We start from the raw sequence: 20,898 nt of genomic DNA, 5'->3' as shown, positions 1-20,898 counted from the left end.
TCGCCATGCTCAGAGACGGCACCTTCTACGAACCACGCACCCCAACCACCGCTTGACGAAACACATAGAGGCACCCCCCCCCCGGGGAGGCTCTCCCCGCCGCTCGCCGAAGTGCCGTCAGTCGGCGGTGAGTTGGTCCTCGGTGAGTTGGTCCGCGAGCCAGACGGGGACTCCGTCCAGCAGGCGGTAGAAACGGCGCGCCTCGGCACGGAGCCTCGCGGCCTCCGGCTCCGGCTCTACGTCCGCGAGGGCGGTGAGCGCCGGCGCCATGCCGACGAGGTAGCCGAGCTCCTCACGGAGCCGCAGCGACTCGCTGAACCCGTGCCGTGCCTCCGCCACTTCGCCGTCGCGCAGGGCGAGTCCCGCCAGGTGCCGCCAGGTGAAGGAGCACAGCAGATCGTCCTCCAGGGCCGTCGCGGCGGCGTGCGCACGCCGGTACGCGGCCAGAGCGGACTGCGGTGTGTCGCTCAGATGCTCGGCGAGCAGTCCGCGCCGGTAGTCCAGCATCGCCCTGCCACGGGCGTCCGGCGGCAGCAGCGCGGCGGCCCTGCCGAGGGCGGCGCGTGCCTCGTCGGACCGGTCGCGTACGCCCAGCACCGTTGCCGTGTAGGCGAGTTGGCCCCGCTCGCAGGCGGCGGCGCCGCGCTCCTCGTCGTCCTGCGCCAGCGCCTCCGCCGCACGCAGGGCCGCCTCGGCCGCGGCGAACCCCTCCGAGGTGAACATGCACCGCTCGACGAGCAGCGCCGCACGGCGCAGGCAGGCCGCCGTCTCGGTCTCCGCGTAGGGGTCCAGCAGCGCGGCGGCGTCCTCCCAGCAGCCGCGGGAGCGCAGACGCCACACGGCGCGGTCCACCGGGGAGGCCATGCCGAGCCGTTCCGACGGCGCCCCACCGCCGAAGGCCGGTGACGGCTCGCCGCCCACGGGATCCAGCCGTACCGATCGAGACATGGCGGTTTCCGCCACAGTTGTCCTCCCAAGCGCGCCGTCGAGCTTCGAGCCGGATGTGAGCGCATCTCAGCACGGATGCGGGACCCGGCCAAGAGGCGCTGTGAATCAGTTCACAAAGTTTTACTCGATGGCTTCCGGCGTCCGGCAGGCGCCCCCGTACTCGGGCTCCGACCTGCGGTGCCGTCAGGGCCGGGGCGTCCGCCGACGGGCCGGGCGCGGCTCAGGCCTTCTTGCGCGCCTGCTTCTTGGCCTCCTGCTTGTACGCGCGGACCCGCTCCAGGGACTCCTGGCCGGTGATGTCCGCCGCCGAGCGGTGGGCGCCGCGCTCCCCGTACGCTCCGGCGGCCTCGCGCCAGCCTTCCGGGGTGACGCCCATCTGCTTGCCGAGCAGGGCCAGGAAGATCTGCGACTTCTGCTTGCCGTAGCCGGGCAGCGCGTTGAGGCGGTCCAGGACCTCCTTGCCGGTGGCCGCGCCGCGCCAGACGGCGCTCGCGTCGCCGTCGTAGTGGTCGACGAGGTACTGGCAGAGCTGCTGGACGCGCTTGGCCATGGAGCCGGGATAGCGGTGCACGGCGGGCTTCTGCGAAAGCAGCGCGGCGAACTGTTCGGGGTCGCGGGCGGCGATCGCGTGGGCGTCCAGATCGTCTGCGCCCATGCGCTGCGCGATGGTGTACGGGCCGGTGAACGCCCACTCCATGGGCACCTGCTGGTCCAGGAGCATGCCCGTCAGCGCGGCCAGGGGACTGCGGCTGAGCAACTCGTCGGCTTCCGGCTGCTGAGCGAGGCGAAGGGTGATCTCCATCACCCGATGATCGCGCGCTCGCGGTGGTATCGCACGTGCTCCGCGTAGTCGGCAACAAGCATGCAACCTGCTCACCGAGCCGAGCCGCGTGCCGAACTCACCGACGGTGCCGGTCCGGCTGCCACTTCGGGCCAACGAAGTAGGCCATCGTGCCGAGGACCGTTGAGGGCCAGGACTGCCCAGGTGCCGGGCGGCCCCGGGCGGGACGACGAGCAGTGCGGGAATCGGCACCAGGAGGGCGTCGCCTTGGAGGGGGGCTTCGCACTGTGCACGGAGACCGCCGACCGCTGCACCGCATAACCCTCCGAGCCGTGCGGCCTCTGCCCGAGCGACGAGGCGACAGTGCGCCCGGGCGACGCGGGGATGATGCTGCCTTGCGAACCGCCTCGGCCTTCCGGACTCGCTTCGTGCCCTGCTCAGGCGGGCAGGAGGATTTCTGCGTGCGAACCGGTCGGGGCGGCCGCGCCGGGAAAGCTGAGGGTCCGGTACACAGCGACGTTGCCGGCCAGCTCGCCGCATGCCTGAGCGGCCTCCATGGCCTTGCGCGTGCAGGACGAATCTCTGGAGTCCAGCAGGATTCCGAGAGTCGTGCCGCTGTGCCCGACAGCCAGGCCGAGACCGCCGACGTCGTGGCAGATCTCCAGCATCGGCTCCAGCGATCGCTTGTAGCGGAATGGCTGATCATCAGTGCGCTCCGGGTTGCGACCGAGTGTTCGGTGATGTCGGTCAGCCACAGCCGATTCGGGGCCTGGGCGGTGAAGTCGCGCCGGACGAGATCGTCGTGCACGGGCGGCCCAGGTCTCCTGCGTTCTTCGGCCGCTTCTTCCCCGAACACCGACCACCAGCCATGGTCGCGGCAGATCCGCCACGCGGTCCGCTCACACATGCGCTCCCCGGCGGTCTGGGCTTCACCGGTAAGGAACCGGTAGCCTGACTCCGGGTCATCACGGTGAGCGTCGAACAGGGCGTTCGCGCGATAGGCCACGGTGATCTCGGCACCGGTGACCGGCTGACGCAGCCAGCGGTAGTAGTGCTGGCGGGAGAGCGTGAGCACCCGACACGCAACCGTGACAGGGATGTTGTCGGCGGCGAGCTCTCTCACGAGCGGGTAGAGCCTTTTGCCGGCAGGTGAGCCTGCGAGAGGTAGGCCGCCGCGCGGCGCAGGACCTCGTTCTCCTGCTCCAGCAGACGCACCCGCTACTTCAACTCGCGGTTCTCGGCCGACTCCGACCTGGTGACGCCCGGCTCCTCGCCGTCCTCGACCTTCGCCTGGTGCATCCACTTCGACAGCGTCATCTCATGGACGCCGAAGTCCTTCGCGATCTGCGCAAGGGTCACGTCCTTCTCGCGATTGCGGGCCACGCGGACGACATCGTCACGGAACTCTTGGGGATAGGGAACAGACACGGCTACATCCTTCCAGGCCGCCCCACGGGCAAGCCAGGTCAAGATGTCACCAGACCCTGCATCAGTCCCAGCTGGCTGGGCGTGTGAGGCCTGTGGTGAGCAGGCCGCGAGACCCAGCGCACCAGGGTTCTGGGTGTTGAGGTAGAAGTCGAGGCAGACAGCATGGGGGTCGTCGGATCGGTAGCTGAGGTGTGCCTGCAGTGGCACAGCCCACCGCGCCCGACAACACCAGAGAGATTCACAATCCCCCGTCACGCAGGCGGATTCGGGGACCTGCTCTCCTTGGGCGGGGGCGGTATGCGACCGGTCGTTTGTGGCACTGATCGCTCACATCCTCTCTTGACCCGGCTGAGGGTCAACCCACTGCCCTGTCCGGCCTTCCAAGGGGGTGTAGGCCGCGGGAGGGGAGTACGGGGTCGAGGTCCGGCGGCGAACGCTCAGTGAAAGGTGCGTCGGGGGCGGGGAGGGCAACCGGTCTGAGGTGTCTCCTGGCCGTCCCTTTATGTACCGCGCGCCGCTCGGAGCGAGGCAGCGGGCTCCTGTGTCCGAGGTGCTCCTCCCGGAGAAGTGTTGCGGTCGTCAGGGCCCCGGGCGACGGGCAGACGCATCAGACCCGCGGCAGGGCTCGGGTCAGCGCTTGTGAGCGTGGCACAGGCGTGCCATTGCGTGCCGGTACGCCGGTTCCATTTCGGGCGGCAGGGGTCCTCCGGCTGCAGCGGCGACGAGCGCGGTTGAGACGTCGCGTAGTTTGACGTTGCTGTGCTGGGAGATCTCGACCAGCAAGTCCCAAGCAGTCTGAGCCGAACACGAAGCGTTGGCCATGAGCATGCCGCGGGCCTGTTCGATCACCGCGCGGCTCTGCATCGCCTCACGCAACTGCTCGTTCTCAGCACGCAGATCGGCGATGTCCGCGGCCACATCTCCGGTGACGATCTCCGTCACCTCGGCACCCGCCGCTCGTTCCTGGGTAGGGATGGCTGGGGACTCGCTGCTGATCATGCTGCCCACCTCGACAGACCGGACGCCTTCGCCCCACCCGCCACATGAAGTGGCCGGCAGACGCTCGACCGGGGTCTGGGGCCGCCACGCCACTGTAGAGCCGACCGCCGCATAGGGGCCAGACCGGGCCCCGTGCTCACTTGTGCTCCGTGTCTGGCGGGAGTCTCAGCGGGGGGCCTCGTCGGGCTCTGCCTGAACCTCTTCGGAGCCCTCCAGCACGGCCTTGGCGTAGTCGGACAGGCGCTGGTTACGTGAGCGAGCCTGAGTGCGAAGGACTACGAAGGCTTCGTCCACCTCCAGGCCCAGTCGTTCCGACAGCGTTCCCTTGGCCTGCTCGATGAGAATGCGGCTGTTCAAGGCGGTTTGCAGCTGTTCGGTGAGGCTGTCCCGGTGCTGAATCGCACGTTGCTGGAGCAGTCCGATGGTTGCCACGTCGGCCAGCGCCTGGCCGATGCGCTGCTTGTCCTCGTCCAGGGTGCCCGGTTCGGTGTGGAAGAGGTTCAGCGCGCCGATGACCTCGGTGCGCAAGCGCATCGGCAGAGCGTGCACGGCGGCGAAGCCCACCTCTTCGGCGGCGGCGGAGAAGTGAGGCCACTTGCTGGCGGAGGGCAAATCAGCCACTGATACGGGCTCACCACTGCTGAAACAGTCGAGGCACGGACCCTGATCGGTCTGCAACTGGAACAGCTCCAGCAGACGTGTCTTCTCCGTGGAGGCAGCAATCACCTGCAAGCTGCCGCGCTCGTCGGTCAGCATGAGTCCGGCAGCTGTGACACCCAGCAGCTCCACGCACCTTCCAGTCAGGTTGTGCAGAAAGTCGATCACGTCGAAGTCATCGACGAGGGTGTCAGCCATCTCTACAAACACATCGGTCAGCCTGACCTGTGTCATCTCACTCACCCGCGTCCTTAAGTATTCCCTCAGTCTCGCACCAGCGAGAGCTGCTGCTTCGACCAGTGCTGAGAGCAGAGATCAGCGATGTCATGGCGTCGGCTCGCTTCCGTCGATCCGCAGTCGCCGTGCCACCACGTCCTTGGCGACCTCGCTCAGCCGCCGGTCCTGCGAGAACGCGTACGCCCGCAGCCGTACGAGTGCCACCGCCGCAGTCACGCCGAGCTGCACGGTGAGCATCCCGGTGGCCTGGTGGACCTCGGGATGCCATGGGCCGGTCTGCTCGGACCAGCGGCCGTCCAGCGACGGCTGGAGGTCCCGACCTGTATCGAGCAGCAAAGCCAGGACGATGTCCGCCAGCACCAGTGCGTCGGACAGTTGATCACGATTGAGATTGCCGGGCTCGGCGCGATACAGACACATGACCCCGACAGCGACCCCGCCGGCCCGCAGCGGGAAAGCGAACACCGCGCGCACTCCGGCTGCCCCTGCCGCCGGCCCGTAGACCGGCCAGCGCCTCTGATGTTCAGCTGCCTCAAGATCCGCCACCAGACACGGGCTGTCGAGCACGGCATCCGGTCCCTCACCCAGCGTCACGGTCAGCTCAGACATGTCCGCAGCGAGCTGAGCACTCGCGTGAACCGTTTCACGTGGACTGGCGTCGAGGACCACCGTGACCGCAGCCGCATCAACCCCGGCGGCTGAGATCGCCGCGGCGCAGACATGACCGACCGTAGTCGTCTTACCCCCTGCGTGCTCGACGACCAGGTTCCACAGCCGGGCTCTGCGATCTTCATTCACAGCATCGCTCCATCTCGGCGCCCCGGCCCGACCCCGGCGTGTGGGTGATCGTGAGACCTACGCTGCCGGGACATCCGATGCTCTGCCGGGGCCGGACTCCTCCGCGTGTCTAATGTCGACGCGCCGACCCATGTGCTGATCCGGGTGCGGACCACTGCGGTGCTTCGCCACTCACTCCACCAACCGTACGCCGCGGAAAACACTGCAAGGCATCTCCATGCCGCGGGGAGCATGCGCCGAACCAGCCGACAAGCACGGACAGCGCAGGTCAATGATTCGCTCCACACCCCACCTGCAGCTGGGGAAGCCTCGGCGCCGCACCACAGCAGGGCATTCACGCCGCTAGCGTCTCCAGGCCGTCCCCCCGGACAACGTCGTCGAGTGATCTTTCGTCGGTGCCGATTTCAGGTGCCTGTACGCAGCGGGGAGCCCACTGCCCGCAGGTGCCGCAACGCCTGCCGGTAGGAGTCGATAAGCCCGGTCTCGGCGTAGGGCAGGTCGAGAGCGCTGCAGTGGGCGCGCACGAATGTCTGGGCGCGGGGCAGCGCCGAAGTGGGCATGCTCGGGAACAGGTGATGTTCGATCTGATAGTTCAGTCCTCCGAGCATGAAGTCCGTCACCCGGCCGCCGCGCACATTGCGGGAGGTGAGGACCTGGCTGCGCAGGAAGTCCAGCCGCTCATCCCGGCCGAGTGTCTCCATGCCTTTGTGGTTGGGCGCGAACGAAGAGCCCAGGTAAAGCCCGAACAGGCCCTGCTGGACCAGGACGAACACCACTGCCTTGACCGGCGAGAGCACCACCGCGACGACGCTGACATACGCGGCGGCGTGCACGAGAAGAAGGAGCGCCTCGACCGCCACAGGTGCGGGGGCACCGGTGCGGCGGGAGCGCAGCGACCGGACACTTGCCACGTGCAGGTTCCAGCCCTCCAGCAGCAGCAAGGGGAAGAACAGACCTGCCTGGTGGCGGGTCAAGAAGGCCATTGCCCCTGTCCTGTCCGGCGCGTCGGCGCCGTCGAAGACCAGGGCCCCTGTCTCGATGTCGGGGTCGCGGCCGACCTGGTTGGGGTGCGCATGATGACGGCTGTGCTTATTCATCCACCAGCCGAAGCCCAGCCCGATGAAGAGGTTGCCGAATACCAGGCCGACCACGTTGTTGAGCCGCTTGCCGCGGAAGGTCTGACGATGCCCGGCCTCGTGACCGCGGAATCCGCACTGGGTGAACGCGAAGGCCAGGAGCAGCGCCACCAGAAGCTGCCACCAGGAGTCGCCGACCGCGAGGAACGCCGCCCATCCACTGGCCAGCAAAACCGCCGTGACGATCAGCAGAACGGCGCCCCGTACGGGACGGCGGCGCAGGAGGCCCGCCTCCTGCACCCGGCGGGAGAGGACGGCAAAGTCACTGCCAGCACGGGATCGGTCGCGCTGCACGCCCGTAGTGATGTTTGCGCCGTGGCTCATGTTTGGCTGCCTTCCCCATAATCGTGGTGAGGGCCGGAGGCTCCGGACCGCTGCCACGAGTTCCACGGGTGCACTAAATAATTCGTTGGTTCCACCGGACTGGCGGGCGCGCACCAGCTTCACTCGCTGATCGCCTGTTTCCGCAGAGCCACGGCGGCTATGCTGGCGTCCTGTCGCTCCGGACCCCGGTGGCATCCAGCCCGAAGAACGCCGATGACAAAGGTGCCGATGTCGCTCTGTACCGGTGGCAATCGCCGGATGGTGGCCAGAGGGCAACTCAGACCGTAGGTCCCCGCCTCGGCGACTGACGCACCCTCCGTCACCGTGCGTTCGGCCTTCGACCGGTGACGTCCCGCTCAGATGAGAATGCACGACCGAACTGGGACGTGGGACGTGGTCAGATGAGGATGCGAGATCCATGAGTACCATCGACGACTGGCCGCGCAGAGTCGCGGCCGAGGCCGCACAGCACCCCAACAGCAATTGTGTGAGAGACGATTGGGATATTTCCCTGGTGCTGTCCGCGCGATGGGTGATGCCGCTGCGTGCGCACTTCACCTACTGGACCGACGATCCCTACGCCGCTCAACTCGACTTCTGTCTGGACACGCGCAACTCGGTGCGCTGGACCTTCGCACGCGAGCTGCTGACCACGGGAATGCTCCGTCCGGCGGGCTACGGGGACGTGCGTGTATGGCCGACTGACGACGGGACCCGGGTGTGTATGTGCCTGGAATCTCATCAAGGTGAGGCCTTGTTCGAAATTCCCATCTTCCCTCTGAGCGAGTGGCTGGAGCGCACTTACCAACTCGTACCGCTGAGCCAGGAACATCGCTATTTGAATCTCGAAACTCAGGTCGAGCACCTCTTGTAATCGTCCTCGTACAGGTCCGGCTCCGCATTTCCGGACGGCGTCGACCGCGCCTGCGAGCAGGTTGACGACCCGATCGAAACCGCGCAGAGACTGGACGCAGCCGGAAGGTGGCGCGGGAGGTAACAGTGGCGTGTGAGGTTGCTGGCGGTGTTAGTCCCGGCGCCGTTCGAAAGATTGCCGGGAAACTGTTGATGCGTGAAAGGACATTGACATGACCAACTGAAGGGTGGGTACTGAGGCGGGTGCGCGCGCCGGAGATGGTCGCGCCCTGCTCGGGCTCAGTCTGAAGGCACTTTCCGCGGAAGTCCGGCTCAAGGCGACACGCCACAGCCCGCAGCGCGTGACCTGACTCCGCACATTCACAGCGGCTGACGCGTTGCAGGGCCGTGTCTGGGGCAGGAGATCTCGCCCTGCAAGGGTCCCAGGACATCTCGTCGGCCCGATGCACTCCTACTCCGTCACCCCCCTCTGGCCGACCGGCTAGTACTCCAGTCAGAAATCGTTGCCTGAGCTGGTCGGTTTCGTTGTTCCGGGCATGGTGGGGATGGGCGAAGCCGGTTTGTGGGCTGGGGAGTTGGAGTCGGTGTTCGCGCGGGGTGCGGGCCGGTTCTCTCGGGTGGATCTGCGGTGGCGGATGCGGGATTACGTGCGCGGTCTGCTGGCTGTGTGGAGCGGAAGAACGGCTGGCAGCTCGCCGAGTATGCAGGTCACCGGGGACCGGCTGGTTTCCAGCATCTGTTGAACGGTGTGTCCTGGGATGCTGACGCAGTCCGGGACGACCTCAGCCAGTACGTAGCCAAGCGGCTCGGCACCCCGGACGGGGTGCCGATCGTGGACGACACCGGTTTCCTGAAGAAGGGCACCGTCTCTGCCGGCGTGCAGCGGCAGTATTCGGGCACGGCCGGCCGCACCGAGAAACTGCCAGATCGGAGTCTTCGCCGCCTACGCCTCGCCCAAAGGCAGGGCGCTGGTGGACCGGGAGCTGTATCTGCCCAAGTCCTGGACCGCGGACGCGGACTGAACCGCTCCGGGTTCGGTGAGGCTCTATGCGTTGACTCCAGCTGCCGGTTGGGGCTGGTGTTGAGCGTAGTAGTTGGTCTCGTGTTCGTGGGGCGGGATGTCGCCGACCGACGTGTGGAGGCGGTGGTTGTTGAACCAGTCGACCCATTCCGCGGTGGCGAGTTCAACGTCGGCGAGGCGGTGCCAGGGCTTGCGGGGCTTGATCAACTCTGTTTTGTAGAGGCCGATCTGGGATTCCATGAGCGCGTTGTCCAGGGCGTCGCCGACGCTGCCGATGGAGGCGTCGATGCCGGCGTCCAGGAGATGAGCGGTGAACGCGAACGACGTGTACTGACTACCCGCGTCCGAGTGGTGAACCAGCCCGGCCCCGGCCGGGGTTCCGGCTCGGTCGCGCCGCCATAGGGCCATGTCCAGGGCGTCGAGGACGAGTTTGGCCCGCTTGGCTGTGGCGGCGGACCAGCCGACGATCGCCCGGGAGTACACGTCCACGACGAACGCCACATAGACGATGCCGGACCACGTGGCGATGTAGGTGAAAAAGTCGGCCACCCACCGCTGATTCGGACGGGTAGCGGTGAAGTCGCGGTTCAGCAGGTCAGTTGCCCGCTCATGGCCGTCGTCGCGGATGGTGGTGCGGATCTTCCTTCCGCGTCGGGCGCCTTGAAGGCCGAGATCGCGCGCATCAGCCTGGCGACGGTGCAGCGCGCCACCGGTATGTCCTCGCGGTGCATCTGGCGCCACACCTTCCGCACGCCATAGACGCTGAAGTTGTCGGCGTGGACGCGGCTGATGTGTTCCTTCAGCTCCGAGTCCCGCACGGCCCGGGCACCTGGGGCCCGGTTCTTGGCGGCATAGTAGGTGCTCGTCGCGATCTTCAGTCCGTGGTCGGTCAGAACACGGCAGATCGGCTCGACCCCGAACACCTCCCGGTGCTCGTCGATGAACGCTACGAGCGCTTCGACGGCCGGTCGAGCTCGACCGCGAAGAAAGTGGAAGCTGCCTTGAGGATCTCATTCGCCCGCCGCAGTTCGGCATTCTCCGCCTTGAACCGCTTGATCTCCGAGGCTTCCTCGGAGGTGACTCCCGGCCGCTGCCCGGCATCGACCTGGGACTTACGAACCCAGGTCCGCACCGTCTCAGCGGCACCGATGCCCAGTTTCGCGGCGACCGCCTTCATAGCGGCCCACTCAGTGGGGTAGTTGGGGCGGATCTCCGAGACCATGCGCACTGCACGATCACGAAGCTCAGCCGGGTAGGGGGACGGACGGGCCATGGCTCGATCCTCTCAGGGAATCGAGCCTCCATCAGACCCGGAGCGGTTCAGGACGGGCCGCACCGGGCCCGGTGACATTCAACAACGGGTCCATCGCACTGACCGCTAAGCTCACGAAGGATCTCGGCCGGCCCTGCAAGCCACAGCCCCATCGCTAGACCTCGGAAGCGTGGGTCTCATTCACGCTGTTTCCGAGCGCGTGCCGTGCGTGATGTGAGTTCTTCGTGCAGCACGCGGCCGGTCAGCGCGCCGCCGAATACGACGACGCCCACTCCGACCAGCCAGGACTGGATGACCAGGACGGTTCCGAAAGGTCCGTAGGTGAGGGTGCTGGATGCGATCAGTGGCGAGAAGACGAGGAGGGAGAAGACTCGGAGGCCGAGCAGGCCGATCACAGTGGCCACCGCACCGGGCAGCAGAGCGCGCCAGCGGACCCGCCCGCCGAGCAGCATGTGCTGTGACCACCACAAGAAGACGATGGCCCCCAACGATGCGCCGAGCGCACCGAGTGCGTGTTCACGCAGCAGTCTGGTGCCGGAAGCGAATACGTACACGGTGAGGACACTGAGCCACACCAGATGTCGCCACCTGGCCCACCAGCGGGCGGGGGGCAACTCCCAGACCTTCTCGTAGCCGGACTGCACTGCCGCCCCGAACGTCAGGCCGAAGACGACCAGGGTGGCGATGCCGAACGCAGTCGTGGTCTTCAGGGCTTTGCCGGGGCGGATGAACAGCTCCTCCACCTCGTCTCTGGAGGCTTCCGAGATGCCGAGCCCCTCACCCAGCCACTGCGCGAACCCCCTCCCGCTTTCCTGATCGGCTGAGGAGACAATGATCAGCAGGGGTACCAGCGTGAGGAACCCCAGTGCCGCGAAGCTCAGCGATTGCTGCCCGAGTTCGATCCCGATCCCTCGTCGCCATCCGCGTCCGAAAGGTGAACGCACCATCCTGCGGTACAGGCGTCTGAACGGGGCCGCACGTTCGGCGGCGTCGGAGGACTTCATCGGCATGACTGTCGACTACCACGATCGATGTCGTCGCGGCATGAGGCGCCGCGTACGGTTCCCGAATGCCAAGTCACGCAGATCCCGGCTGACGCAACGACTCCTGCACAGCTCACCAGGCATTGGTCTCTGTCACGTTGCCGGCGGGCTGCTGCCACCAGAGATGCCGACAGGCACTGCCCCGGGGGCATCCGGGCGCTGAACTGGCCTGTTCCCACTGAGCTATGGCGGGCTATCGCCGACATTCTGTTCGCTCCGGACCTCGGTGGCATCCCTGCCCGAAGAAGACGGGGGCACAGGTGCCGCGTCGCTCCGCACCGGCGGCAACCGCGTAGCTCTCACCGAGTTCGTCGTGTCCATTTTGGTCAGGCGGCCCGCGGTCACCTGTCGTGTCCGCGGTCCCGGCGGTCCTGGCGGTTCCAGCGCCCTCGGCGCTGACGGCGATAGCGGCGTTCCCAGCGCTCCTCACGGTCCCGGTGGTCCTTGTACTCCCCATAGTTGGAGTCGTTGCCACTGCCCCTGCGGCCTCGGCGGGTGCCAACGAGTGCGAAGACGAGCACAACCGCGGCCCCCCACCACAGGGCGTTGAGGAAACCGAGTCCAAACAGGACCATGACGAGAATGAAAAGTAAGACGGTCACAGCGGGCCTCCCCGCAAGCGGGACAGAACATCGATGCCGGGGACTGGGGCCTCACTCAACAGCGTAACCGCCCTCGGGGAGGGAGGAGTGCGAGGTGCCGTTGCGCTCGCACGGCAGCATGTCGCTGAACCGGGCGCTGATGGCGCTGGCCTAGTCGACCGCGTCCAGGTGACACTCTTCTCTGTGGTCACCGGTCAGACCGGTGACCACCCGATCTTCCAAGGTGCGGTCGACTTTGACACCTAGGACTGCTCGACAGCCGGGCACTCGACGGCAATCCAAGAACTCATCCACCAGCCCACCTTGCATGACTGAAGCCATCCACGCCCCCACCCGGCCGGGACGAGCGTTCGATTCCAATCAAGATCGATGGAGCAACAGGCTCTTACTGCATTGGGTTGGGTGGCTTCAACGTGGTGGGCATGACGCGGTGGAGCCAGCTCCCTTGACTGCCTGAAGACAGGAGAACAACAGCTTCCCTCGACATGACCTCCCGCCGCCCTTTATCGCCGCGGGAACGCGTCGCTACTCGATCCACCCCTACTGCGCGGTGCTCCATCGGCATAGGGCGCAGGCCATGCAGATGGCGTTCAAGGTGTCGAGATGGGTCACTCGGAGACCGTAGCGAGAGGAGAGGGCCTGCGGTTCAAAAACGTTTGGCCGAGCAGGTGCCCTGCCTGACGGACCCGGTCTGCGTGTGCACCATACGGCTCCGCCGCCCGTCAGATCCGGCCGTAGGCAGTGTGGCGAGTGGGGTTCCCCGGGCCTGCATTGATCACAGGCTAGAAGTCGCAACTACCTTCATCGACCGTGTTCAAGCCTCCGAATCGAAGGACCGTCTCAACTCGGCTGCCGCCATGGGCCCCAAACCTGGACGCGAAGCCGGAAACGATGGTCGATCGGTTGCCCCCAGAGCAGGCCAAGGAGGCCGGGCCGGGCCCTTCTGCTTGCCGTAGCCGGGCAGGGCGTTGAGGCGCTTGAGCACTTCGGCGCCGGTGGGGACGTCGCGCCAGACCGCGCTCGCGTCGCCGTCGTAGTGGTCGACGAGGTACTGGCAGAGCTGCTGGACGCGCTTGGCCATGGAGCCGGGATAGCGGTGCACGGCGGGCTTCTGCGAAAGCAGCGCGGCGAACTGTTCGGGGTCGCGGGCGGCGATCGCGTGGGCGTCCAGATCGTCTGCGCCCATGCGCTGCGCGATGGTGTACGGGCCGGTGAACGCCCACTCCATGGGCACCTGCTGGTCCAGGAGCATGCCCGTCAGCGCGGCCAGGGGACTGCGGCTGAGCAACTCGTCGGCTTCCGGTTGCTGGGCGAGCCGAGAGTGATGTCCATGCCTCAGATGATCGCCCGAGCGGGGCCGTCCCGCACACGTGCCGTACGCCGATGTCGTCGAGGCCCTGTACGCAGCGGCTGCTTCAGGCACTCTGGTGAGGGTGGAGGGGCACAGACATGAGCACTCATCGGAGGAAGAAGGCGGGAGGCCCCGGACGAGCCGGCAAGGCCGTGAACCGCAAGCTCCGCCCCCCGTCGCTGAACGGCGGCCGACGGGCCGAGCTCGTGATGTTCGCGCTGGTCGCGTTGACGATCATGATGATCGCGGCCTCCGTCGTCCAGCTGTCGTGAGGGCCGGCCCTGCCGTGAGCCCCGCCGAGCCCCGGTGCGGTGGCCGAGGGCTCGCGGGCCGGTCTCCGCAGGGCTCCAACTGCCTTGCCGCGGGCGGCCGTCGAGGGCCTGCGCGGATGCCCGCAGGCCCGCTCACGCCGCTGTCGCGTCCCGCGTCCGCGGCGTGCGGCCGATCGGCCTGACGTCCGGTTTCAGGTTCTCCGGCGCCGGGGACGGTGTGGACTCACCGCAGCGATCAAGCCCCGCGCCTCGACGGCGCGCGACGCGAAGCCGAGGTATCCATGCGCTGGACACGTGCTCGACGGACAGTCGTATCGGTCGTTCTGGCCGGAGTGATCGCAGCCGCCTCGGCGGCCATGTCGCCCGCCGGCGCGGACCCCCGGGACGACGCCGCGCCGGCCCGGAAGGCGGCCGCGGGGAAACCCCGCCCGGCCGAGCCCCTGCCCCCTCGCCTTCCGCGCGACTTCCGGGGGAAGGGCAAGTGGATCGTCCGGGACCTGGGCATCACGGTGCCGTTCACCTGGGAGGGACGGAACGGCGACAGCCAGATGGTCGCGGGCGGCCCGCAGTACCCGATCTGGTTCACGAACCTCATCTACCGGGGTTCGCTGTACACGCTGACCTACAAGTGGCCGAACCTGACTGACCATTCGTGCTCGCGCGTCCCCGGCTTCGACCTGGAGACGCTGAACGAGACGCTCGCGGGCTCCCGCTTCGTCGGACGGGAGACCCTCGACCTGAACGTGCCACGGCGCGTGAACCACTGGCGGGTCGGTGTGGTCGTGCCGCAGCGGCCCCCGGGCAAGTTCCTGCGGTTCCCGCTCGCGCTCGGCGACATCTACGTCGACGAGAAGAACAGGGGCACGTTCTGGCAGATCCTGCAGTTCGGCGTGCAGAACCTCTACGACCCCGAGCTGGACGAGTGGCTGCGGATGGACACCTTCCAGCACAAGCCCGGAAAGGTGACGCTTCCCCGGCGCTGCGCGTCCGCCCGGTGACCGGCCGGCGCGGCGCTCAGCTCAGGCGCAGGGCCAGGTAGAAGTCGAGCTTGTCCTCCAGCCGTGACAGGTCCCGTCCCGTGAGCTGCTCTATGCGGCCGATGCGGTAGCGGAGGGTGTTGACGTGCAGGTGGAGGCGGGTCGCGCAGCGCGTCCAGGAGCCGTCGGCGGCGAGGAACGCGGAGAGGGTGGGCAGGAGTTCGGCCCGGTGGCGGCGGTCGTAGTCGTGCAGCGGAGCCAGCAGCCGGGCGGTGAAGGCCCGCCGGACGTCGTCCGGGACGAAGGGCAGCAGCAGGACGTGGGAGGCGAGCTCCTCGTGACCCGCCGCGCAGACGCGGCCCTCGCGGGCGGCCGCCACCCGGCGTGCGTGCCGGGCCTCTTCGACGGCTCCGTGCAGCCCTTCGGCGGAGTGCACCACGGCGCTGACGCCCAATGTCAGCCGCCCGCCCTGGGCGAGGCCGCATTCCAGCGGTTCGCGCACCGCGGCCAGCAGGGTCTCCGCGCTGAGGCCCTGGTCGGGCCGTGCCCCGCCGGAGGCCTGCCCCTGCCCGCCCGGGGCGCCGGTGCCCGGGGGGCCGTCGCGGGTTCCGGAGAGCGACGGGAGCGGGACGAGGGCCACCGCTTCCCCGCCGCGGTGCGTGACGGCGACCGTGTCGGCGGCCTCCCCTTCGTGGGGGGCGCCCGTGGTGCGGGGGTCGAGCAGGATCTCCTCCAGCAGCGCCCGGCACCGCGCTCCCCGCACGGCCTCGGCCGCCTCGGTCGTCTTCCCCGCCGCGTCGGCCGCCGCCCCGGCCGCCTCGTACTCGTCGGCGGGACGCTCCGCGGACTCCTCCAGCCGGGCCACGACGACCTGCCAGTGGGGGGCGCTGCCCAGCCCGGGCAGCAGTACGGGGGCTGCGACGCGCAGCCGCGCGGCGATCTCGGCGGGACGGGCCCCGGCGTGCAGGAGCTCCAGCACCTCCATGGCGAGCCGGCGGCGGACCGTGCGCCCGGCGTCGCGCCGTTCGCGTTCGACCGCTATCAGCTGCGTGACGCCCTGGAGGAGGTCGAGCCGCTCCGTGGGCCACTCGCCCGCGTCGTCCTCGACGGCGAGGAACCACTCGCCCAGTGACGGCTCCGCGAGGTCCGCCGAGTGGGGGCGGCCCGCGGAGGGGCTCCCCGCCGTGCTCCGCACGGGGAAGAGGGACCAGACGCCCCCGCCGGCCTCCGCCCGGTACGGCCCGGGCCGTCCGCCGCGCGCGGCCGCGAGATGCTCGCCGGCCAGCCGTGCGCGTACGTCCGGCTGCAGAGCCGGGCGGCCCCCGGGGCCGTCTGCCGCGGCCGAGCCGCCGCCCGCGACGGCGCGGCCCGTCACGGACAGCACCCAGGCGCGCAGATCGAGGTCGGACCCCAGCAGGTCGAGTACGGCGTCGGGCCCGCCTCCCGCGGGGCCGGGCGACATCATCCGGCGGTGCCGTTCCACCACGGCGGCCAGGTCGCCCGCCCGCTCGGTGGAGACGTGCCGCAGCACGTGCTCGGTGACCGTGGCGAAGGCGACGTCCTCCGTCACGGCGAACAGCGGCATCCGGTGGCGTGCGCAGGCCTTCACGAGGTCCTCGGGTACGAGGCCCAGCTCGGCTTCGCCCGCCGCGAGACCGGCCACTCCGGCCTCGGCGAGGACGCGCACGAACGGTTCGGAGTCCTCGGGGGAGCGGAACCACGCGAGGCCGGTCAGGACCAGTTCGTCCCCGGACAGGTAGCGGCCGGGATCGCGCAGGTCGGTCGTCATGACGCCCCGCACCGAACGGTCCAGCTCGTCCTCCCCGGTGAGGAGGCGCAGCCCGAGCGAGCCCGTCCCCAGGAGTGCGCGCAGCCGCATGGTCTTCGCCGCCGTTCGTCTCTAGCCGTCGGATGCCGCGAGTGTGCCGCTCACCGGCGTTCGTTCGAATCTACAAGAGGGAGCTCGCGAGGGAGCCGGTGCTTCATGGTTTCGGTGACTGCCGCCGACGGGACATGGATCTGTGTACTGGACCGGCATCGCCCGCCTCGTCACCCACCTGACGGCATCGAGCGCGCCCGGAAGCGAAAAGAAGCGAATAGAGAAGAGCTTATGGAGTTTCTGCGCCCCGCGAGTTGGCAGGAGGCGCTCGCCGCGAAGGCAGAGCACCCCTCCGCAGTCCCCATCGCCGGCGGCACCGACGTCATGGTCGAGATCAACTTCGACCAGCGCCGCCCCGGCTGGCTGATGGACCTCAACCGCGTCCCCGAGCTGCACGAATGGGAGACGGGAGAGGACAGCGTGCGGCTCGGTGCGAGCGTCCCCTACTCGCGGATCATGGAGAATCTGCGTGCCGAGCTGCCGGGTCTGGCGCTGGCCGCGCACACCGTCGGTTCGCCGCAGATCCGCAACCGGGGGAGCGTCGGGGGGAACCTGGGCGCCGCGTCGCCCGCCGGCGACTCGCACCCGCCGCTGCTGACGGCCGGTGCGGAGGTGGAGGCGGAGTCGGTGCGCGGTTCGCGCCGTATCCCCGTCGAGGAGTTCTTCACCGGCGTGAAGCGCAACGCCCTGGCCGAGGACGAACTCATCAAGTACGTGCACATCAAGAAGGCGACGGGGCCGCAGCAGTTCTCGAAGATCGGCACGCGGAACGCGATGGTCATCGCGGTGTGCGGGTTCTCCGTGGCGCTCCACCCGGAGAGCCGCAGGGTGCGGGCGGCCGTCGCGTCCGCGGCGCCCACCCCGTTCCGGGCGACGGAGGCGGAGGACTTCCTCAGCGCCGCGCTCGACGAGGAAGGGCTGTGGGACAGCGACCGCATCGTGCCGCCGTCCGTGGCGCGGAGGTTCGCCGAGCTGTGCTCGGCGGCCTGCAAGCCCATCGACGACGTGCGCGGCAGCGCCGCCTACCGCAGGCACGCCGTGGGCGTCATGGCCCGCCGCACGCTGACCTGGGTCTGGGAGAGCTACCGCAACGGGGGCCGCGGCGGCGCCCGCAACGACGAGGGAGGCACCCGATGCGCGTGACGTTCACGGTCAACGGGCGGCGGCACGAGGCCGACGACGTGTGGGAAGGCGAGTCGCTGCTGTACGTCCTGCGCGAGCGCATGGGCCTGCCCGGCTCGAAGAACGCCTGCGAGCAGGGCGAATGCGGTTCGTGCACGGTCCGCCTCGACGGCGAGTCCGTCTGCGCGTGCCTCGTGGCCGCCGGCCAGGTCGAGGGGCGCGAGGTCGTCACCGTCGAGGGCCTCGCGGACCTCGCCAGGCAGCGCGGCGAGACCCCCGCCGAGGGCGCAGCCGACGCCGGACTCTCCCCGGTGCAGAAGGCGTTCGTCGACGCGGGCGCGGTGCAGTGCGGCTTCTGCACGCCCGGCCTGCTCGTCGCCGCCGACGAACTCATCGAACACAACGCGAGCCCGTCCGACGCCGACATCCGCGAAGCCCTCTCGGGCAACCTGTGCCGGTGCACCGGCTACGAGACGATCCTCGACGCCGTGCGCCTGGCCGCGGCCCGGACCGGCCAGCCGGCCGGTGCGGGCGCACCGGACGCGGGGCCGGACGCGGGCACCTCACAGGGAGGAGCGATCTGACATGGCCGACGCGACCCGTCTCCCCACCACGATCACCCAGGTCTCCCAGGGAACCGCCGCGAAGGGCGGCATCGGGGAGTCCACCCTGCGCCCGGACGGCACCCTGAAGGTCACCGGCGAGTTCGCCTACGCCTCCGACCTGTGGCACGAGGACATGCTGTGGGGCTGCACGCTGCGCAGCCCGTACGCGCACGCCGAGATCCGCTCCGTGGACGTCTCCGAGGCGCTGAGGATCCCCGGCGTCCGCAGCGTGATGACGCACGACGACCTGCCCGCCGCCACGCACTACGGACTGGAGATCCAGGACCAGCCCGTGCTGGCGAAGGACCGGGTCCGCTACCACGGCGAGGCCGTCGCCATCGTCGCGGCCGACCATCCGGAGACCGCCCGCCGCGCGGCGGCGAAGATCCGCGTGGACTACGCCGAACTCCCGCCCGTCTACGACGAGGAGAGCGCCACGCGCGAGGGCGCCCCCCTGCTGCACCCCGGCCGCGACGACCACCACTCCGGGCACGTCGCGCACCCCAACATCCTGCACAGGCAGCCCATCGTGCGCGGCGACGTGGCCGCGGCGAAGGCCGAGGCGGACGTCGTCGTGCGCAACGACTACGAGGTCGGCATGCAGGACCAGGCGTTCCTCGGGCCCGAGTCGGGGCTCGCGGTGCCCGCCGAGGACGGCGGCGTCGACCTGTACATCGCCACGCAGTGGCTGCACGTCGACCGGGACCAGCTGGCACCGGTGCTGGGCCTTCCCGCCGAGAAGGTCCGCCTGACGCTCTCCGGCGTCGGCGGCGCGTTCGGCGCGCGCGAGGACCTGTCGATGCAGGCGCACGCGTGCCTGCTGGCGATGGCCACCGGCAGGCCCGTGAAGATCGTCTACAACCGCTACGAGTCCTTCTTCGGGCATGTGCACCGCCACCCGGCGAAGCTCACCTACGAGCACGGAGCCACCCGCGACGGCAAGCTGCTGTACGCGAAGTGCCGCATCGTGCTCGACGGCGGCGCGTACGCCTCGTCCTCGCCCGCCGTGGTCGGCAACGCCGCCTCGCTCGGAATCGGCCCCTACGAGGTCGACAACGTCGAGGTCGAGGCGCTGGCCCTCTACACCAACAACCCGCCGTGCGGCGCGATGCGAGGGTTCGGCGCCGTGCAGGCCTGCTTCGCCTACGAGGCGCAGATGGACGCCCTCGCCGAAGCCCTCGACATGGACCCCGTGGAGCTGCGGCAGAGGAACGCCATGTCGCAGGGCTCGGTGCTGCCCACCGGCCAGGAGGTCGACGCGCCCGCCCCGGTCGCGGAGATCCTGCGCAGGGTCAAGGAGCGTCCGATGCCTCCGCAGCGGCAGTGGGAGAGCTCCCCCTCCGAGGGCGCCGGCACGGGCGTCGACGTGCGGGCGCTGCCGGGCGGACTGTCGAACACCACGCACGGCGAGGGCGTCGTGCGCGGTGTCGGGTACGCGGTCGGCATCAAGAACGTCGGCTTCTCCGAGGGCTTCGACGACTACTCGACGGCAAGGGTGCGCGTCGAGGTCGTCGGCGGCGAGGCCGTCGCGCTGGTGCACACGGCCATGGCCGAGGTCGGGCAGGGCGGCGTCACCGTGCACGCGCAGATCGCCCGCACCGAGCTGGGCGTCTCCCGCGTGACCATCCATCCCGCCGACACCCAGGTGGGCTCCGCCGGTTCGACGTCCGCGTCGCGGCAGACGTACATGACCGGCGGCGCCGTGAAGAAGGCGTGCGAGTCCGTGCGCGAGAAGGTCCTCCGGCTGGGCCGGGAGAAGTTCGCGGGCGGCCATCCGGCATGGACGGAGGGCGCGGAACTCCGGTTCGAGGACGGCAAGATCGTCACCGCGGGCGGTGAGGCCGTCGCGGCCCTGGCCGACGTGCTGGAGGACGAGGCCGTCGAGGACGAGGTCGTCTTCAGGCACCGTCCGACCGAGCCGTTCGACCTCGAGACCGGGCAGGGTTTCGGGCACGTCCAGTACTCGTTCGCCGCGCACCGGGCGGTCGTCGAGGTCGACGTGGAGCTCGGCCTCGTCAAGGTCGTCGAACTGGCCTGCGCGCAGGACGTCGGCAAGGCCCTCAACCCTCTGGCGACCGTCGGGCAGATCCAGGGCGGCACCACGCAGGGGCTGGGCCTCGCCGTCATGGAGGAGATCCTCGTCGACCCCGACGGCAAGGTGCGCAACCCCTCCTTCACCGACTATCTGATCCCCACCATCCTCGACACCCCGGCGATCCCGGTGGATGTCCTGGAACTCGCCGACGAGCACGCCCCGTACGGGCTGCGCGGAGTCGGTGAGGCGCCGACGCTCTCCTCCACACCGGCAGTCGTCGCCGCCATCCGGAACGCGACGGGGCTCGCCCTGCGGCGGGTCCCGGTACGTCCGGAACACCTGACCGGCACGGGTACGGGCGCGGACGCCTGACGCGTCCCCGGGGCCCCGCCGACAACCGGGGCCCCGGGACCGCCTGTCCACCCGTCCACAACCAGTCCTTCCGGTCACGTCTCATCTCGTCTCGGGCCGTCCCCCGGGTCGTGCATTCCCCATGCCCCGCAGCCCCTCGGCGCCGCGGGCCGCACCGACACGCTT

18 protein-coding genes and 3 pseudogenes are annotated in these 20,898 nt (G+C 69.1%); 8 read left to right on the top strand and 13 right to left on the bottom strand.

What is annotated here, in order from left to right; translation table 11 throughout:
• Window positions 1–117: 117 nt before the first annotated feature.
• From IEY56_RS04985 to IEY56_RS04950, 8 genes are all read right to left on the bottom strand, one after another.
• Window positions 118–864 (bottom strand): hypothetical protein, encoded by a 747-nt coding sequence (locus IEY56_RS04985; protein WP_189035867.1) that lies wholly within the window; start codon window positions 862–864, stop codon window positions 118–120.
• Between the two features lie 304 nt (window positions 865–1,168).
• Complete coding sequence (locus IEY56_RS04980) at window positions 1,169–1,750, bottom strand: HhH-GPD-type base excision DNA repair protein (RefSeq protein ID WP_189035795.1); 582 nt, start codon at window positions 1,748–1,750, stop codon at window positions 1,169–1,171.
• A 416-nt stretch (window positions 1,751–2,166) separates the two neighbouring features.
• Window positions 2,167–2,397, bottom strand: coding sequence for a hypothetical protein (locus IEY56_RS04975; protein WP_229711602.1), 231 nt, complete (start codon window positions 2,395–2,397; stop codon window positions 2,167–2,169).
• A 550-nt stretch (window positions 2,398–2,947) separates the two neighbouring features.
• Window positions 2,948–3,157: a transposase gene (locus tag IEY56_RS04970; protein ID WP_189035794.1), complete on the bottom strand. Its 210-nt coding sequence runs from the start codon at window positions 3,155–3,157 to the stop codon at window positions 2,948–2,950.
• Between the two features lie 630 nt (window positions 3,158–3,787).
• Window positions 3,788–4,156 carry an ANTAR domain-containing protein gene (locus tag IEY56_RS04965; RefSeq protein WP_189035793.1) on the bottom strand — a complete coding sequence of 123 codons (369 nt, stop codon included), beginning with the start codon at window positions 4,154–4,156 and terminating at the stop codon, window positions 3,788–3,790.
• 165 nt (window positions 4,157–4,321) lie between these two features.
• Window positions 4,322–5,047 carry a GAF and ANTAR domain-containing protein gene (locus IEY56_RS04960; protein WP_189035866.1) on the bottom strand — a complete coding sequence of 242 codons (726 nt, stop codon included), beginning with the start codon at window positions 5,045–5,047 and terminating at the stop codon, window positions 4,322–4,324.
• A gap of 90 nt (window positions 5,048–5,137) precedes the next feature.
• The gene (locus tag IEY56_RS04955) at window positions 5,138–5,848 is read right to left on the bottom strand and encodes a GAF and ANTAR domain-containing protein (protein ID WP_189035792.1); all 711 of its coding nucleotides are present in this window, start codon (window positions 5,846–5,848) and stop codon (window positions 5,138–5,140) included.
• Window positions 5,849–6,252: 404 nt separating this feature from the next.
• Window positions 6,253–7,308, bottom strand: a complete 1,056-nt coding sequence (locus tag IEY56_RS04950) for a fatty acid desaturase family protein (RefSeq protein ID WP_189035791.1) — start codon at window positions 7,306–7,308, stop codon at window positions 6,253–6,255.
• A gap of 418 nt (window positions 7,309–7,726) precedes the next feature.
• Here IEY56_RS04950 and IEY56_RS04945 point away from each other — a divergent pair, with 418 nt between their 5' ends.
• Both IEY56_RS04945 and IEY56_RS04940 read left to right on the top strand, forming a co-directional pair.
• A complete protein-coding gene (locus tag IEY56_RS04945) occupies window positions 7,727–8,182 on the top strand; it encodes an SsgA family sporulation/cell division regulator (protein ID WP_189035790.1) in 456 nt (151 codons plus the stop codon).
• 544 nt (window positions 8,183–8,726) lie between these two features.
• Window positions 8,727–9,200: pseudogene (locus IEY56_RS04940) on the top strand (IS701 family transposase); the annotation flags it as partial.
• A 26-nt stretch (window positions 9,201–9,226) separates the two neighbouring features.
• Here IEY56_RS04940 and IEY56_RS04935 read toward each other — a convergent pair.
• From IEY56_RS04935 to IEY56_RS04925, 3 genes and pseudogenes are all read right to left on the bottom strand, one after another.
• Window positions 9,227–10,475, bottom strand: a pseudogene (locus tag IEY56_RS04935) (IS3 family transposase).
• 176 nt (window positions 10,476–10,651) lie between these two features.
• The gene (locus IEY56_RS04930) at window positions 10,652–11,485 is read right to left on the bottom strand and encodes a YhjD/YihY/BrkB family envelope integrity protein (protein WP_189035789.1); all 834 of its coding nucleotides are present in this window, start codon (window positions 11,483–11,485) and stop codon (window positions 10,652–10,654) included.
• Between the two features lie 374 nt (window positions 11,486–11,859).
• Window positions 11,860–12,093, bottom strand: coding sequence for a hypothetical protein (locus IEY56_RS04925; RefSeq protein ID WP_229711601.1), 234 nt, complete (start codon window positions 12,091–12,093; stop codon window positions 11,860–11,862).
• 106 nt (window positions 12,094–12,199) lie between these two features.
• Here IEY56_RS04925 and IEY56_RS28260 point away from each other — a divergent pair.
• A pseudogene (locus tag IEY56_RS28260) lies at window positions 12,200–12,435 on the top strand (dihydrofolate reductase family protein); the annotation flags it as partial.
• 499 nt (window positions 12,436–12,934) lie between these two features.
• Here the strand turns inward: IEY56_RS28260 and IEY56_RS04920 are convergent.
• Entirely contained in the window at window positions 12,935–13,459 is a 525-nt protein-coding gene (locus IEY56_RS04920; RefSeq protein WP_189035865.1) for an HhH-GPD-type base excision DNA repair protein, read from the bottom strand.
• Between the two features lie 110 nt (window positions 13,460–13,569).
• Here IEY56_RS04920 and IEY56_RS04915 point away from each other — a divergent pair, with 110 nt between their 5' ends.
• A complete protein-coding gene (locus tag IEY56_RS04915; RefSeq protein WP_189035787.1) occupies window positions 13,570–13,743 on the top strand; it encodes a hypothetical protein in 174 nt (57 codons plus the stop codon).
• Window positions 13,744–14,024: 281 nt separating this feature from the next.
• Window positions 14,025–14,741 (top strand): hypothetical protein, encoded by a 717-nt coding sequence (locus IEY56_RS04910; protein WP_189035786.1) that lies wholly within the window; start codon window positions 14,025–14,027, stop codon window positions 14,739–14,741.
• A gap of 16 nt (window positions 14,742–14,757) precedes the next feature.
• Here the strand turns inward: IEY56_RS04910 and IEY56_RS04905 are convergent, their stop codons facing one another.
• Window positions 14,758–16,599, bottom strand: a complete 1,842-nt coding sequence (locus tag IEY56_RS04905) for a PucR family transcriptional regulator (RefSeq protein WP_189035785.1) — start codon at window positions 16,597–16,599, stop codon at window positions 14,758–14,760.
• A gap of 231 nt (window positions 16,600–16,830) precedes the next feature.
• Here IEY56_RS04905 and IEY56_RS04900 point away from each other — a divergent pair, with 231 nt between their 5' ends.
• From IEY56_RS04900 to pucD, 3 genes are read left to right on the top strand one after another with little or no spacing between them, the layout of a single operon-like run.
• Window positions 16,831–17,742 carry an FAD binding domain-containing protein gene (locus IEY56_RS04900; RefSeq protein WP_189035784.1) on the top strand — a complete coding sequence of 304 codons (912 nt, stop codon included), beginning with the start codon at window positions 16,831–16,833 and terminating at the stop codon, window positions 17,740–17,742.
• Window positions 17,733–18,305 carry a (2Fe-2S)-binding protein gene (locus IEY56_RS04895; protein ID WP_189035783.1) on the top strand — a complete coding sequence of 191 codons (573 nt, stop codon included), beginning with the start codon at window positions 17,733–17,735 and terminating at the stop codon, window positions 18,303–18,305. The genes IEY56_RS04900 and IEY56_RS04895 overlap by 10 nt, the downstream gene beginning before the upstream one ends.
• A gap of 1 nt (window position 18,306) precedes the next feature.
• Entirely contained in the window at window positions 18,307–20,733 is a 2,427-nt protein-coding gene (gene pucD / locus IEY56_RS04890) for a xanthine dehydrogenase subunit D (protein WP_189035782.1), read from the top strand.
• Window positions 20,734–20,898 lie beyond the last annotated feature (165 nt).

Source organism: Streptomyces daqingensis, from assembly GCF_014645895.1.
Lineage (GTDB): Bacteria > Actinomycetota > Actinomycetes > Streptomycetales > Streptomycetaceae > Streptomyces > Streptomyces daqingensis.
Note: the sequence above shows the minus strand (reverse complement) of the source record. Positions and strands in the feature narration are given on the sequence as shown.

Coding starts and splice junctions, on each gene's coding strand:
- IEY56_RS04895 (WP_189035783.1), top strand. CDS start 17,733: ATGCGCGTGACGTTCACGGTCAACGGGCGGCGGCACGAGGCCGACGAC.
- IEY56_RS04985 (WP_189035867.1), bottom strand. CDS start 864: ATGGCCTCCCCGGTGGACCGCGCCGTGTGGCGTCTGCGCTCCCGCGGC.
- IEY56_RS04915 (WP_189035787.1), top strand. CDS start 13,570: ATGAGCACTCATCGGAGGAAGAAGGCGGGAGGCCCCGGACGAGCCGGC.
- IEY56_RS04930 (WP_189035789.1), bottom strand. CDS start 11,485: ATGCCGATGAAGTCCTCCGACGCCGCCGAACGTGCGGCCCCGTTCAGA.
- IEY56_RS04980 (WP_189035795.1), bottom strand. CDS start 1,750: ATGGAGATCACCCTTCGCCTCGCTCAGCAGCCGGAAGCCGACGAGTTG.
- IEY56_RS04975 (WP_229711602.1), bottom strand. CDS start 2,397: ATGCTGGAGATCTGCCACGACGTCGGCGGTCTCGGCCTGGCTGTCGGG.
- IEY56_RS04905 (WP_189035785.1), bottom strand. CDS start 16,599: ATGCGGCTGCGCGCACTCCTGGGGACGGGCTCGCTCGGGCTGCGCCTC.
- IEY56_RS04925 (WP_229711601.1), bottom strand. CDS start 12,093: ATGGTCCTGTTTGGACTCGGTTTCCTCAACGCCCTGTGGTGGGGGGCC.
- pucD (WP_189035782.1), top strand. CDS start 18,307: ATGGCCGACGCGACCCGTCTCCCCACCACGATCACCCAGGTCTCCCAG.
- IEY56_RS04950 (WP_189035791.1), bottom strand. CDS start 7,308: ATGAGCCACGGCGCAAACATCACTACGGGCGTGCAGCGCGACCGATCC.
- IEY56_RS04910 (WP_189035786.1), top strand. CDS start 14,025: ATGCGCTGGACACGTGCTCGACGGACAGTCGTATCGGTCGTTCTGGCC.
- IEY56_RS04945 (WP_189035790.1), top strand. CDS start 7,727: ATGAGTACCATCGACGACTGGCCGCGCAGAGTCGCGGCCGAGGCCGCA.
- IEY56_RS04965 (WP_189035793.1), bottom strand. CDS start 4,156: ATGATCAGCAGCGAGTCCCCAGCCATCCCTACCCAGGAACGAGCGGCG.
- IEY56_RS04900 (WP_189035784.1), top strand. CDS start 16,831: ATGGAGTTTCTGCGCCCCGCGAGTTGGCAGGAGGCGCTCGCCGCGAAG.
- IEY56_RS04960 (WP_189035866.1), bottom strand. CDS start 5,047: ATGACACAGGTCAGGCTGACCGATGTGTTTGTAGAGATGGCTGACACC.